This window comes from Rhodococcus sp. MPR-R1B, assembly GCF_058793255.1.
The window spans coordinates 76330-90252 of the sequence record NZ_JBXAFO010000007.1 but is presented as its reverse complement, the minus strand read 5'-3'; the positions used below and the strand labels follow the sequence as shown (position 1 = coordinate 90252).

Annotated in this window: 12 protein-coding genes; 5 read left to right on the top strand and 7 right to left on the bottom strand. The window is 62.5% G+C overall.

Translation table 11 applies throughout. The annotated features are described in order from the left end of the window. Nucleotides 1-39 precede the first annotated feature (39 nt). A complete protein-coding gene (gene rfbB, locus AC1Q61_RS12255) occupies nt 40-1041 on the top strand; it encodes a dTDP-glucose 4,6-dehydratase (protein ID WP_042921217.1) in 1002 nt (333 codons plus the stop codon). Between the two features lie 7 nt (nt 1042-1048). On the opposite strand, the gene AC1Q61_RS12250 is transcribed toward rfbB, so the two are convergent. Then, nucleotides 1049-2068, bottom strand: coding sequence for a lysylphosphatidylglycerol synthase transmembrane domain-containing protein (locus AC1Q61_RS12250; RefSeq protein ID WP_042921215.1), 1020 nt, complete (start codon nt 2066-2068; stop codon nt 1049-1051). A gap of 58 nt (nt 2069-2126) precedes the next feature. After that, the gene (locus AC1Q61_RS12245) at nt 2127-2846 is read right to left on the bottom strand and encodes a DapH/DapD/GlmU-related protein (RefSeq protein WP_007731791.1); all 720 of its coding nucleotides are present in this window, start codon (nt 2844-2846) and stop codon (nt 2127-2129) included. A 107-nt stretch (nt 2847-2953) separates the two neighbouring features. On the opposite strand from AC1Q61_RS12245, the gene AC1Q61_RS12240 reads away from it, so the two are divergent. Beyond that, a complete protein-coding gene (locus tag AC1Q61_RS12240) occupies nt 2954-4054 on the top strand; it encodes a DegT/DnrJ/EryC1/StrS family aminotransferase (protein ID WP_007731790.1) in 1101 nt (366 codons plus the stop codon). Nucleotides 4055-4057: 3 nt separating this feature from the next. Next, entirely contained in the window at nt 4058-5038 is a 981-nt protein-coding gene (locus tag AC1Q61_RS12235; RefSeq protein ID WP_215515571.1) for a Gfo/Idh/MocA family protein, read from the top strand. On the opposite strand, the gene AC1Q61_RS12230 is transcribed toward AC1Q61_RS12235, so the two are convergent. Further along, a complete protein-coding gene (locus tag AC1Q61_RS12230) occupies nt 4993-7203 on the bottom strand; it encodes a hypothetical protein (RefSeq protein ID WP_054825476.1) in 2211 nt (736 codons plus the stop codon). The two genes, AC1Q61_RS12235 and AC1Q61_RS12230, sit on opposite strands and share 46 nt — an antisense overlap. Nucleotides 7204-7348: 145 nt before the next feature. Between AC1Q61_RS12230 and AC1Q61_RS12225 the strand changes: the two genes are divergently transcribed. After that, entirely contained in the window at nt 7349-8158 is an 810-nt protein-coding gene (locus tag AC1Q61_RS12225) for a glycosyltransferase (protein WP_042921213.1), read from the top strand. Nucleotides 8159-8217: 59 nt separating this feature from the next. After that, nucleotides 8218-10092, top strand: a complete 1875-nt coding sequence (locus AC1Q61_RS12220; protein WP_308251805.1) for a glycosyltransferase — start codon at nt 8218-8220, stop codon at nt 10090-10092. A 3-nt stretch (nt 10093-10095) separates the two neighbouring features. Here AC1Q61_RS12220 and AC1Q61_RS12215 read toward each other — a convergent pair whose 3' ends face one another. From AC1Q61_RS12215 to wzt, 4 genes are all read right to left on the bottom strand, one after another. Further along, nucleotides 10096-10923 carry a class I SAM-dependent methyltransferase gene (locus AC1Q61_RS12215; protein WP_042921211.1) on the bottom strand — a complete coding sequence of 276 codons (828 nt, stop codon included), beginning with the start codon at nt 10921-10923 and terminating at the stop codon, nt 10096-10098. Between the two features lie 46 nt (nt 10924-10969). Further along, the gene (rsgA, locus tag AC1Q61_RS12210; RefSeq protein ID WP_020968136.1) at nt 10970-12040 is read right to left on the bottom strand and encodes a ribosome small subunit-dependent GTPase A; all 1071 of its coding nucleotides are present in this window, start codon (nt 12038-12040) and stop codon (nt 10970-10972) included. 174 nt (nt 12041-12214) lie between these two features. Next, nucleotides 12215-13111 carry a galactofuranosyltransferase GlfT1 gene (glfT1, locus tag AC1Q61_RS12205; protein ID WP_054188649.1) on the bottom strand — a complete coding sequence of 299 codons (897 nt, stop codon included), beginning with the start codon at nt 13109-13111 and terminating at the stop codon, nt 12215-12217. Then, a complete protein-coding gene (gene wzt / locus AC1Q61_RS12200; RefSeq protein ID WP_007731776.1) occupies nt 13108-13914 on the bottom strand; it encodes a galactan export ABC transporter ATP-binding subunit Wzt/RfbE in 807 nt (268 codons plus the stop codon). The genes glfT1 and wzt overlap by 4 nt, the downstream gene beginning before the upstream one ends. Nucleotides 13915-13923 lie beyond the last annotated feature (9 nt).

Sequence of the window (13923 nt, the reverse complement as noted above, 5' to 3'; positions counted from 1 at the left end):
GCTAAAGTGGGGTTCGTCCGATGAGCCTGAGGAGATGACGTGCGACTACTGGTCACCGGGGGTGCCGGCTTCATCGGTGCCAATTTCGTTCATCAGACGGTGGCGACGCGTCCCGACGTGGAAGTCACGGTTCTCGACGCTCTGACCTACGCCGGAAATCGCCAGTCCCTGGCGTCCGTCGAGGACCGGATCACGTTTGTCCACGGCGACGTGGCCGACGAGCCGCTGGTCGACGATCTTGTCTCGCGCTCCGACGCAGTCGTGCACTTCGCGGCCGAAAGCCACAACGACAATTCCCTCGCCGACCCCGAACCGTTTCTGCGCACCAACGTCATGGGAACCTTCTCGCTCCTGCAGGCAGTGCGTTCGCACGGGGTCCGTTATCACCACATTTCGACCGACGAGGTGTACGGCGACCTCGAACTGGATGATCCGGCGAAGTTCACGGAGACGACACCGTACAACCCGTCGAGCCCGTACTCCGCGTCCAAGGCGTCGAGTGATCTGTTCGTGCGCGCCTGGGTGCGCTCGTTCGGGATCGCGGCGACCATCTCGAACTGCTCCAACAATTACGGCCCGTACCAGCATGTGGAGAAGTTCATCCCACGCCAGATCACCAATCTGCTCGACGGAGTGCGTCCACGGTTGTACGGGGAAGGCCGCAACGTCCGCGACTGGATTCACGTCGAGGACCACAACCGCGCCGTCTGGGACATTCTGGACCGCGGAAAGTCCGGCGAGACTTATCTGATCGGCGCCGACGGTGAAACCGACAACCGGACGGTGATTGCGGCTCTGCTCGAAATTTTCGGACGCAAGCCGGACGATTTCGACTTCGTCACCGACCGCCCTGGTCACGATCTGCGGTATGCGATCGATTCGACGCGACTGCAGCAGGAGCTCGGGTGGAAGCCGCAGTACCGCGATTTTCGAAGCGGACTGGAAGCCACCGTCGAGTGGTATCGCGACAACGAGCAGTGGTGGCGTCCGCAGAAGGCCGGCGTCGAGACGCAGTATTCCGCGTCCGAGAAAGTGGTCTGACCGAACGTCAGGCTTTGGTGGGGTCCGGCACCCGCGAGCGCTCGTGCACGAGTGCATTGCGCAGGCCTCGTGATCCCGACAGTGCAGCCACGACGCCGGCAAAGACCTCACAGAGGGTGAACAGCAGCCTCGACGCCAGTGCGAGGCCGAGCGCGACGCCGGCATCCATGAACGGTGAAAGCGCTGCGACGATGACGGCTTCGCGGACACCGATTCCGGACGGGACGACGAACACGAGGACGCCCGCGCACATACCGAGGGCGAGAGCGCCGATGCACTGGACGAGCCCACGGATTTCGAAGCCCGCCGAACTGGACGCGAGCAACCACAACTGGATGCCGTAGAGCACCCAGCTTGCTGCGCACCAGCCCAATGCGAGCGCAATCTTGTGCATCGTGAGCGGCTTGTGCAGCGGCGTGCGGCGGAGCAGTTTCAGCGCAAGGTTCACCAGGCGTGTGAGCACCGGCGGGTAGGCGCAGACCAATGCGATCGGTACGAGGATGATCACGCCGACCGCTGCCGCCGTGCTGACCTCGAACAGGGCAGGTAGACCGAAGAGGCCGACGACCAGCGCCGAAGTTGTGCTCAACCCCACCGTGACCAGCACTGCGACAAAGCCTGCGGCACGGGACACACCGGCGCGCCTCACGAGTTCCGTTTGCAGAACGAAGGCCCAGACACTGCCGGGAAGGTACTTGCCGAGTTGGCCGACCAGATAAGCGCGAGCGGCGTCGAAGGCCGGAATCGGTTGTTCGAGGGCGCCGAGTGCGTGCTGCCAGGCCCGCACTGCGGCACCCATACCGAGGAAGATGAACACCGACGAGGCGGCAAGCGTCCACCAGTTCAGCTCGGTGATCGTGTTCTTGACCTCGGACCATTGGGACTTCACCGCGAAGATGATCGCGACGACGATCGCGAGGGTGACGAGGACCTTGAATGCGTTGACGAGAAGGCCGCGTAGAGCGTTCGGCTCTGCGGCCGGTTCGACGTCTTCGACCGGTTGTTCAGATTCGGGAGAGGTACTCACGCGCCTGCATCCCGCCCGTTCGTCATTTCGCAGACGATACCAACCAGGATTTGTCTCGCTAAACCACGAGCGGTTTGTCGGCGCGTTCCCGCCACCAGGTGAAGGCGTTCGACAGCGAGTCCGGAATGGCCGGTGACGTGCCGAAGCTGCCCGCGGCGTACACGGCTTCGATCGCGGCGATGTCCTCCTCCGCGATTCCCGACCGACTCATTCCGACCCGGTTGGTCCCGTGAAGTTTCGCTGGATTGCCGAACACCGTTGCGTACGGAGGAACGTCCTTCGGAACTATTGAACCCATCCCCACCATCGCGCGGGTTCCGATGACACGCCGCTGATGGATGACAGTGTTGATTCCCAAGTTGACGTCATCTCCCATCGTGACGTGGCCTCCGAAAGTGGTCGACGGAGCGACGGTGCATCCATCACCCATCTGGACGTCATGCCCTACAGAAGTGCGGTTCATGATGAAGCAGTTGCGCCCGATGATCGTCGGTCGCTCGCCGCCTTGATGAACCGTGGTCAGTTCGCGGATCGTGGTACCTGAGCCAATGACGATGCCCTGGTGAGGGCTGCGTTCGGTCCATGTCAGAGGGTGCTCTTTGCCTATCCATTCGGGAGGGGCGCCGAGGCTGACGCTCGAACCGATCCAGCAGTTGTCGCCGATCTCGAGCGATCCCGTCAGGACCGCGTAGGGCCCGATGCTGACCCCGTCGCCGATGGTGACTTCGTCTCCGATCACAACGGTGGGATGAATCTGGCAATTCTTACCGATTGGCATGATGTACGGGAATCCTTTCGTAGAGCATTCGACTGCTTCGTTACCCTCAGTTGGTCGGCACCGACACCGTCGGTGCTGAATGAATGCAACCTATCGGAGGTAACTCAGTGATCGCGATATCCAGTATCTCGTTCGGGGAAGAAGTCGAGCGCGAGGTGCTGGACACTCTGCGATCGGGGATCGTCGCGCAGGGACCCAAGGTGAAGCGGCTCGAGGACGAGTTCGCGGCGCTGGTCGGAACGCGACACGCGGTGGCGGTGAACAACGGCACGACCGCATTGATCGCGGCTCTTCAGGTCCAGGATCTTCAGCCAGGTGACGAGGTTCTGACCACGCCGTTCACGTTCGTGGCCACCCTCAATGCAATTCTCGAGGCAGGCGCGACCGCGAGGTTTGCCGATATCTCCGAGTCCGACTTCAACATCGACCCGGCAGTCGCTGCCGATCGAATCGGGGACCGCACGAAGGTTCTGATGCCGGTTCATCTGTACGGACAGTCGGCGGACATGGGCGCCTTGATGCCGCTGGCATCGAAAAACGGTCTGACTGTGGTCGAGGACGCCGCTCAGGCCCACGGAGCGACGTTCGACGGGCGAGGCGCCGGCAGTTTCGGTGTGGGTTGCTTCTCGTTCTATGCAACGAAGAACCTCACGACCGCCGAGGGCGGAATGATCACGACCGACGACGACGCGATCGCCGATCGTCTTCGGGTCCTGCGCAACCAGGGCATGCGGGCGCGCTACCAGTACGAGATGGTCGGCCAGAACTACCGGATGACTGACCTCCAGGCGAGCTTGGCTCTGCCCCAGATGGCGACGTACATGCAGCAGGTCGAGGCGCGCCGCCGGAATGCGGAGGCCTTGCGTGTCGGCCTGAAGGACGTCGAAGGACTGATCCTGCCGAGCGAACTGTCCGGTCGTGGACATGTCTGGCATCAGTTCACCTTGCTGCTGGCGGAAGACGCACCGATCACTCGCGACCAGTTGAGTGAGCGTCTGGCCGCGAAGGACATCGGTAGCGGCATCTACTACCCGAAGGCCGTCTACGACTACGAGTGCTACCGCGAACATCCGCGCGTCGTCATCGACGAGACGCCGGTGGCCACTTCGGTTGCGTCGCGGTGCCTGAGCATCCCCGTCCACGCTGCGTTGTCCGCCGGCGACGTCGATCAGATCGTTGCCGCGGTACGCGGCGCCATGGAGGCCTGAAAAATGACTGCTAGCAAGCCACGTATCGCTCTTGTCGGATCCGGTCAGATGGGCTCGCTGCATGCGCGGGTCATCGCGCAGTCGGCGCTGTGCGAGTTGGATCTGCTGATCGAGCCGCGCGAGGAGCAGGGCAAAGCTGTTGCTGCGCGGTTCGATACGCGTTGGGCTGCAGATTTCGACTCCCTCGACGAGATCGATGCTGTCGTGATCGCTGCCGCTACGCCGGCGCACTACGAGTTGGCCGGGCGGGTTCTCGATCTGGGGAAGCCCGTCCTGGTGGAGAAGCCGTTGGCTGCGACGTACGAGCAGAGCGTCGACCTGGTCGATCGTTCACGCGCGTCCGGTGTTCCCCTCATGTGTGGACTGCTCGAACGATTCAATCCCGCTGTCCGCACCGCCCGTGAGTTCTCCGGCGATGTGTGGCAGGTGAACGGTATCCGCCACTCGCCGTTCGTTTCCCGCATTCCGACGGGTGTCGCGACGGACCTGCTGATTCACGATATCGACCTTGCCATCGGATTTGTCGGCTCGGAACCCAGTTTGGCAAAAGGGGAGTTCGGCTACTTCCACCCGACGTCCGTGCAGAACCGGTCGGAAGATTGCGCCGACGCCGTATTGCGCTTCGGATCAGGTGCTGTTGCAACGATTTCCGCGAGCCGGATCAGTCAGCGCAAGATTCGCCAGCTGTCGTTGCTCGAGGCCGATCGACTCATCGAGATCGATCTCTTGCGTCGCGACATCACGATCTACCGGCACATCGACGACAACATGCCTACCGATCGGGACGGCTACCAGCAGCAGACGGTCATCGAAATTCCGACGATCCGCTACAGCGAGGAACCGCTTGCCGCGCAGCTGACGCATTTCCTCGGATTGGTGCAGGGCACCGGTGACGCAGACGGTGAGCGGGCGTCGATTCTGCCCGCTCACCGCGCGGTTCACGAGGTGACGGAATCTGCGTTGGCTGCAGCGTTGTCGTCCTGACCGCTGCGTCGGCGTCGGAAGGCCCAGGCACCTTGAGACAGTGCCAGGAGTAATCCGACGCCGGCGACAGTCCAGCCGAAAGTGCTTCCGGGTGGACTGAATTCGATGGTGAGGGCGGATCCGGACGTGGCACTCGGCGGTAGATCGACCTGCAACAACCCGCCGGGGCTCGCCTTCGTCTCGACCGTCTGACCATCGACAGTCGCCGTCCAGCCCGGCCAGGCCAGTAGGGCGAATGTAACCGTGCCGGACCCGGTGTACTCGACGGTTTCCCTGGTGTCCGTAGCGGCGGCATCGCCACGTACGTCGAGACCAGGCGTCGCTGCGGATACGCGACCGTCGGGCCACTGATGCTCGGTGGTGCGATGGCCGACCGTGACCACCCGATCCGGCGATACGGTCCACTCGCCCTCGGGTAGGGCGTCGAGGGCGCGTTTTCCGCCGTACGGTCCGGAATTCTGAACGACGACCGTGTCGACTCGCATCGCGTCGAGCCAGGACACACCCGTTCCCGGCGATTCAGCGAGCAGTCGGTCGACGCCGTCCGGACACTGGACGCCGCCGTAGTAGTTCAAGCACAGTGCTTGAACGAAATCGTTGTAGCTGATTCCGGCGTAGCTGTTGACGGCATTGACTCCGGCGGGCTGCCAGGCGTTGCCGAACAGGAGGTCACCCCACTGCCCGGTTTCGTTGTCCGGCGGGATGTTGACGGGGTCGGCAATCGCGAAAGTGGTTCCCTGGTAACGGTCCTCGAACTTGGACTCCAGGAATGCCACCTGCCGGGGGAACTTCCACGGTGTCACGTTGTAGTTTCCGGTGAACCAGAAATTGGTCTGAGCACTGAGCACGACGACGATGCCGACAGCGAGGGCACCGGCGAGGTAGCGGGGCTTTCGGTAGGCCACGACCAACGCGAAAACGGTGAGAACCACGGTGATGAGCAGCGATGCCGAGTGAATGCCGATGTCTTCCGGGACATTCGACCAGGCAAGGTAGAACTGAAGTGCCAACAATCCCGCGGTGATGATTGCTCTCGCCTGGATACGGTCACGATGCAGTCCGGCAGAGAGCGCGACCGCCGTGACCACGATTGCGGGCAGTTGACCGTACTCGAGCAGTCGCGCTGGCCAACGGAACAGCCAGAGATTCGACGGTCCGAGAAGTAGTACGACGTAGATTCCGCCGAATACGAACAGCGAGACGCTGTGGCGGCCCAACTTCTTCAGTGACTTCCATTGAATCCACGGTGCGAGCGGTATGAGGAACCAGGCCAGGTACACCAGTGGAATCGTCATGGCAGGCGAAGCGAAAGCGGTGACGTACGGCTGGTTCGACGGGCCGGAGAGATTGAGCAGGTCACCGAGATCGGGTCGAAGCGAACCGTCGTTCGCGATTCCGGACTGAGTACGCACCGACACGCCGGTGGTGAAGAGCAACGGTAGATACACGATCAGCGACATCATGATGATCGCTGCCGCGCTGATCATCAGTGATTTGATGCTGCCTGCGCGTTTGATTGCGATGCATTCCGCTATGACAGCGAGGTAGACGACCGCGACACCGACAGCGCCGTACGGGTTTCCGGTGGTCATCGCAAGATAGCCGAAAACGATCGGTACCAGGGGGTTCACTCGGCCGAGGGCGCTGGCGCGGGTAGACCACCAGACGTGGGGGATCCAGGCGAAGGCGATCAGCCCGGACGCCCAACTGGAGGCGTCGAAATAGAGCGTGTATCCGGCGAACGGCATGGCAAATCCGGCGATGAAAGCCATCGACCGATTGGCGCCGTACTGGCGGGCCACCAGATAAACGCCTACCGCGAGAATCGCCATGAATTGCATCTTGACCAGGGTGATTCCGATTCCCAGGTTCGGAATGAGTGCAATGGCAACCGAATCCAGAAGGATCACGGGATTGTATGTCCCGTAAAGGGCTTCGGCTGTGACATTGCCGCCGGCCCACAATTCGGGGATGAGCGTCGGCCATGACCCGGACAGGATTCGCTCGCCGATCGTGTGCCAACCAGGCGTGAAAGCTGCTGCGCTGTCGTCCCAGTAGTAGAACCACCGATTGGAGATCAGTGGGATGGCGGCGACGATCGACACCAGAGCGGCGAGAAGAATTGGCGGCACCACGCGTTGTGCGAGCGGTAAGTCAGATTTCACGATGTGCTTTCGTCTTCGAGTCGATGGCTGTTGTTCGGAGCCTGGGTCGTGCTCTTTTTCTCGGAGCCTGGGCTGCGCCTTGTTTCTCGGAGCGTAGTATTCCGACGAGTTCGAACTGCAGTCGGGGAAGTAAGGAGATCGGGACGTGGCGACATCGCGAACGGAACCCGTTCGTGGGGAACCAGCTACGCCGGAACTCTCGGTGATCATCCCCGCATACAACTCAGGCGAGGTGCTGGAGTCGACGGTGCGTCAATTCGCCGAGTACTTCACCAGCCGCCCGGCCGAGAGCGCCGGTCAGGTCGAGATCATCGTCGTGGAGAACGGGTCGACGGACAACACTGCCGACGTATGTGCCGCTCTGGCGGCTTCCTGGTCGTGGCCGGGAGTGACTTTCCTTCCGATGAGCAGCGATAAAGGAATGGGTGCGGCGCTTCGCGCCGGGACACTTGCTTCTCGTGGACGGCGCGTGTTGCTCACAGCGGACGATCTTCCGTTCGGTTTCGGTGACATCGAAGGGGCCGACCGCGTGATGGCGGACCTAGGGTCCGTTCCGCCGGTGGTCATCGGTTCGAAGGCTCATTCGGAATCAGAGGTGGAACGTGGCCTGCTGCGTTCGGTGATGACCGGCGGATTCGCGACGCTGCGACGGGTCGTGCTGGGCACTCGCACGGGCGATCCTCAGGGAACTTTCATCGTCGACGGCGTTTTGCTGCGTCGAATCGCACCCTCATTGACCGAGCGTGGATTCCTCTTCACTACCGAATTGGACTACGCGCTCGAATTGGCCGGGGTGCGCCCGGTCGAGGTCCCGATCCGACTCAGTGACGATCATCTGGCACATGCAAGCCGTATCTCGCCGAAGGACGTGATCCAGATGGCAAAGGGATTGTTGTCGCTTCGCCGCCGAAAGACCGAGCTGCGCTCCGCCGCTGCAGTGAGTAATCACGGGTAGACCTGGTGTGTCTCGGTGCCCGGGGCGCCGAGGTGCCGATTCGCGATACCCTGCGGGGCGTGGATACCGTGAACACGACCGATGACCAGTCCGATTCCGGAGTCGAGTTGATCGAACGCAGCGCGACGTCGGATCGACTGCTGGCGCAGCGGACGTTGTTCACCGGAACTTCGCCCGTCGCCAGTGACGAACTGTATGCGGTGACCAAGGTCGGAATGTCGACGCGATCGCGATTCGAGTTGCGGCTTCAGCCCGGGGCCGTCGCACACACCAACACCTTCTTCGGTCGTTTTCCGGCCAGCTACTGGCAGCGCTGGACCAACGTCACCGAGGTCACTGTCACCGCGCATGTCGTGGCCGATACCGCTTGCCGCATCCAGATCCAGGCCTCGGACATCGGTGGTCACCGCCGGATCGTGACGAACGTCGTCGTGACCGGCGACGAGCGAGTGTCCATGACCGCCCCGCTCGATACTTTCGTCGACGGCGGGGCACTGTGGCTGCAGTTCGAAGCGCAGGGTGGCGGCGCAGTGGTCGACGATGTGGAATGGACCGTCGTCTCGCCGGAGTCGATTCGCCCGGTAGCCGTGGCGATCTGCACGTTCAATCGTGCGGACGACTGTGCGCGCACGGTCGAGGCCCTCGCGTCCGACGAGCGTGTACTCGCGTTGCTCGACGCTCTGTACGTCGTCGATCAGGGAACGGATCCGGTAGAGAGCCGTGAGCTGTTCCAGGAAGTGTCGAAGAAGTTCGGTTCGCGGTTGCAATATCTGCGGCAGGCGAATCTGGGTGGTGCCGGCGGGTTCACCCGGGGCCTGTACGAGGCTTCGGCGGCCGGACCGCACGCCGACGTGATCTTGATGGACGATGACATTCTGTGCGAGCCCGAATCGGTTCTTCGACTGAGTGCGTTCGCGAACATGACGACGGAGCCGGCTTTGATCGGCGCCCAGATGCTCTTTCTGTTCAACCCCGACTTCCTGTTGGCTTCGGGTGAACGCGTCGATCTGGGCACCCTGCAGCGTGGTGTGCCGACCGACGAGCACGGTGTTCGCAACCGGAGTGTGCTCGAGAAGCTGCCGGAACGTCGCGTGGACGCCGAATACAACGGCTGGTGGTCTTGCCTGATCCCTGCTGAAGCCATCGAGCGGATCGGCTTGCCACTGCCGGTCTTCTTCCAGTGGGACGACGTCGAGTACAGCTTGCGGGCCGGGCGGGCCGGGATTCCCACCATCACGTTGCCGTCGGCTGCTGTCTGGCATGCGGACTTCTATTGGAAGGACGTCGACGGTTTTGCGCACTACTTCAGTACGCGCAACGGACTCATCACCGCTTCGCTCGACCCGGGGTTCGCGCCCAAAACGCTCGCGAAGCAACTCTCTCGCGACATTTCGCATTCGATCGTCGGGTTGCAGTACGGCCTTGCACACACGCAACTCCGGGCGATCGAGGGATTCCTCGAGGGGCCGGAAGGTTTGGCGGACGGTGGGCAGGAGGCGCTTGCCGCGATCAACCAGGAACGTAAGCGCTTCCCCGAGACGGTAACTCGCCCGGCGTCGGAGTTGCCGGGGAGGCTGCCGATCCGTCGCGTTGCGCCCAGCCCGAAACCCGGTTTGTGGACAGACCTCGTTTTGGCGAAACGCGCTGTGATGCAGGCGCGCAATCATCTGGAGCGGGGTCCGGTGGCGATCTCGTACGAAGATGCGCAGTGGTGGCACGTCGGACGTTTCGATCACGTCTTCGTCACCGATGCTTCGCAGGGAGGCGTGCGTGAACGCCGCTTCGACAGTGAGAAGGCCGCCGAGATGAGCGGCCGCCTCGCCGGCGTGATGAAGAGGTTCCTCGCCGAAGCGCCAAGTGTTGCTGAGGCATTCGCTCGGGATTTCCCCCAGCTCACCAGCCGCGAGAACTGGGCCCGCCTGTACGAGAAGTGAGCGTTAGCGCACTATCTTGGCGATGACCTGCTCGTTGTCGACGGTGTACCCGAGGTATTCGAACGAGATGCCGGTACGTGTGACGAACTCCGTCCACGCCCGGTACTCGTGCTGCTGCCACCCGGGATAGTTGAAGAACTCGTCGAAGACGACGATCGACCCGGGTACCAGTCGGTCGCCGAGGAGATCGAGCACCGTCTTGGTGGACGAGTAGAGGTCGGCGTCGAGGTGCAGGAACGCAACGGGGCCGGGTTCGTCGTTCAGGAACGAGGGCAATGTGTGCTCGAAGAGGCCTGGAACAAGTTGCGCCCCTGGGACTTCGGGGATGGATTCCTGCGCGAACTCGCCGGCCGGGAACCCGGTCCGCCAAGTCTCCGGAAGGCCGGAGAACACGTCGAAACCCGCGACGGTCCCCTCGCGTTCGGTGAAAGCCTCCGCGACGATCCTGAGTGTGGTTCCGCTGGCGACGCCGAATTCGAGTGCCATGCCGGGTATTTCGATCAAGCCCAATGCGTGGCGCAGCGTGTCGTGCGGGTGGCCGAATGTCTCCGCGACTCGAAGGTGTTCGAGGATGAACTCGGCAGTCGACGCTGTCGCTTCCAGATCCACGGCGTAGGCCAGATCCCGACGCTGGCGAAATTCCAGCTCGTCGATCCTGGACCGGAGGCCCGCGATGTCACCGCGGGCCTCGGCCAGTTCGTCACGTGAGAGTGCCAGCGCGTCGAGGATCTGTTGCGTGCGATCTGCGTTGCGCCGGTCGGCGGCCTCGACCACCTCGGATACCGCACGCTGAAGCTTGGTTCTGGCGCTGGAACGGAACTGCTCGAACATGGCAACCTCTCGTCGGGATCACCCCCATGCTGCCAGGCTTTGTTCGCTACCGGTCCCGACCGCGGTAGTGACTCTTGAGTTGTCGGGAGATCACCTTGATCTCCCGCGTCCTCTCTGCCTGCAGACGAGCATCGCTTCGCGCGGCGTTCCATGCATTCTCTCGCTGTAGTTTCCGGTAGCTCGCGAGCCTCCGCTCATCGATATCGCCACGCCCGAGTGCGCTCAGGACTGCGCATCCCGGCTCGGAGTTGTGTGCGCAATCGGAGAACCGGCACTCTGCAATCAGCTCCTCGATCTCGGGGAACGTCTTCTCGATCCCCTCCGCCGCGTTCCACATGCCGACCCCTCGCAGGCCGGGTGTGTCGATCAGTGTCCGGCCGCCGGAGAATGAGATCAACTCTCTGGTGACGGTGGTGTGGCGTCCCTTTCCGTCACCGGTCCGAACGCGACCGGTCTCGAGTCGATCGGCGTCTGTGGTGTCCGCGAGGAGGGCGTTCGCGAGCGTCGACTTACCGGCGCCTGATGGACCGAGTATCGCCACGGTGCCGTCCAGAACTGCATCGAGTACATCCATTCCTTCGTTGGTCTCGGCACTGACGGCCAGCACTGTTGCGCCGGGCGCAATGGCAGTGACCTCGGCGAGAGTGTCGGAGATATAGTGAGCTGCATCCGATTTGGTGAGTGCGACGACAGGGGTTGCACCACTTTCCCAGGCGAGTGCGAGTAGTCGCTCTATGCGCCCGAGATCGACGTCGCCGTCCGAAGCCGTGGCGATGACGACGGTGTCGACATTGGCCGCCAGAATCTGGCCTTCCGATTTTCCGGATGCCGAGGATCGAACGATGCTGCTTGATCGAGGGAGTATCGAAGTGACCGTGTGCATCTCGGGTTCGCGTGAGTCCCGTAACTCGGCCACGGCGACCCAGTCACCCGTACAGAGTGGATCGCTGCCGCTGAGTGCGCGAACTGTGCCTTCGGCGACGGCCACGTCACACCGCCCCCGGTCGACGCGAAGAACGCGCCCGGGTGCGGAGTCCGGTGGGGCCAGGGCAGTGAATGTGTTCGAGAGTGTTGCGTTCCAACCGTATTCGGTCAGGGGCGCGCTGTTTTCCGGCATGGTGAGTGTGTCCTCGAGTACGAAGAAGTGTGAATGTTGACGGTGCTGAAACTGCGGAACACGACAGTCATCAATACTCACTCCTCGAAAATCTCAGGACGCACCATGCGTCGGATCAGAATCGTCTCAGCCGCAGACGCGACTGTGCAACTGAATTAACTCGGGGCGGCCGACTTAACTCGGACGTTCGAACTTCTCTTCCCGGCCGAGCTTGCGCAATCGCATCCACTCGCGCAGTCCGGCCGGATCGCGGCGTGTGATCAGGAAGTACCAGCCGAACCGAACCCATTCCTGCGGAAGCAGTTTCCGCATTCCCGGCTGGGAGAGGATGTATCCACGGTTGCGGTACGTGAAGTAGCGCTTCGTGTCGTTGTCGGGGTACTGCGTGTGCATGCGACCGCCGAGGATCGGCTTGAACTCGTCCGCGCCGTTGGGGTGGACATAAGCAGTTTGCAGGCAGGTACCGAACTTCAGGCCGGAGCGGACGAGGCGACGGTGTACCTCGACCTCGTCGCCGCGGACGAACAGGCGTAGATCCGGAACTCCGACGGCATCGATCGCGTCGGCTGTGAACAGTGCGCCGTTGAAGAGAGACGCGATGCCTGGCAGGAGATCCTCGTCGCCGAGCTCGGAACGCAACCGGCGCCACGACGTGCCGCGCCGCAGTGGGAAAGCAAGGCGGTCGGGGTCGTCGATGTCGCAGACGACGGGGGAGACCTCGGCCAGGTCGTTCCGAATTGCACAGTCGAGCAGTGTTTCCAGGACTTCGGGGCCGTCCGGGCGGCCGTCGTCGTCGGCGAGCCAGACGCGGTCGGCGCCGAGTGAAAGCGCGTAGAGAATGCCAAGAGCAAATCCTCCGGCACCGCCGAGGTTGTGCTGAGAACCGATGTAACTGGTCGGCAGTGGAGCGTTGTCGACGAGCTCTTTCACATCGGCTTCGTCGGCATTGTCGACGACAACCAGATGATCGAGCGGACGCGACTGGGTGCTGAGAACCTTCAAGGATTCAGCCAGCAGTTCACGACGCTTGTGAGTGACGACGACCCCGATGATTTTCTCGGGTGCGCTCACGGGGTGTTCTCCCGTTCCATTTCCTTGATCACGTGGCGCACATGTTCGGCGGCGTCGTCACCTTCGTAGGCGCGCACGACGTCTTCGATGTCGCCTTGCATGCGGATCTGGCCGTGGTCGATCCACATCGCACTGTTGCACAGCTGAGCGAGGAATTCGTTGGAGTGGCTGGCGAATACCAGGATGCCGGAGCGTTCCACCAGCTTCTGCAGCCGGATGCGGGCCTTCTTCATGAATTCCGCGTCGACGGCACCGATGCCCTCGTCGAGAAGCAAGATCTCAGGATCGATACTGGTCACGACGCCCATGGCAACGCGAACGCGCATACCGGTGGAGTAGGTACGCAGCGGCATGGAGAGGTATTCACCGAGTTCGGTGAATTCGGCGATCTCGTCCATCTTCGCGAGCATCTGCTTGCGGGTCTGACCAAGGAACAGGCCGCGGATGATGATGTTCTCGTACCCGGAGATTTCCGGGTCCATGCCGACACCGAGGTCGAAGACGGGTGCGACGCGTCCGCGAATGCTGGCGGATCCCCGGGTCGGTTCGTAGATTCCGGAGAGCAGGCGCAGCAGGGTGGATTTGCCGGCGCCGTTGTGGCCGACGAGCCCGATGCGGTCGCCTTCCTTGAGCGTCATCGTGATGTCGCGGAGCGCTTCGACGACGACGACATCGGAGTCGTTGCGGCCGATGGATCCTCCGGCCTTGCCGAGGAAGGCCTTCTTGAGCGAGCGGGATTTCGCGTCGAAGATCGGGAAGTCGACGCACGCGTTCTGCGTGTGGATGCTGACTGGCTGACTCATGTGTTTCCT

Coding starts and splice junctions, on each gene's coding strand:
- AC1Q61_RS12245 (WP_007731791.1), bottom strand. CDS start 2,846: ATGCCAATCGGTAAGAATTGCCAGATTCATCCCACCGTTGTGATCGGA.
- AC1Q61_RS12235 (WP_215515571.1), top strand. CDS start 4,058: ATGACTGCTAGCAAGCCACGTATCGCTCTTGTCGGATCCGGTCAGATG.
- AC1Q61_RS12215 (WP_042921211.1), bottom strand. CDS start 10,923: ATGTTCGAGCAGTTCCGTTCCAGCGCCAGAACCAAGCTTCAGCGTGCG.
- rsgA (WP_020968136.1), bottom strand. CDS start 12,040: ATGCCGGAAAACAGCGCGCCCCTGACCGAATACGGTTGGAACGCAACA.
- wzt (WP_007731776.1), bottom strand. CDS start 13,914: ATGAGTCAGCCAGTCAGCATCCACACGCAGAACGCGTGCGTCGACTTC.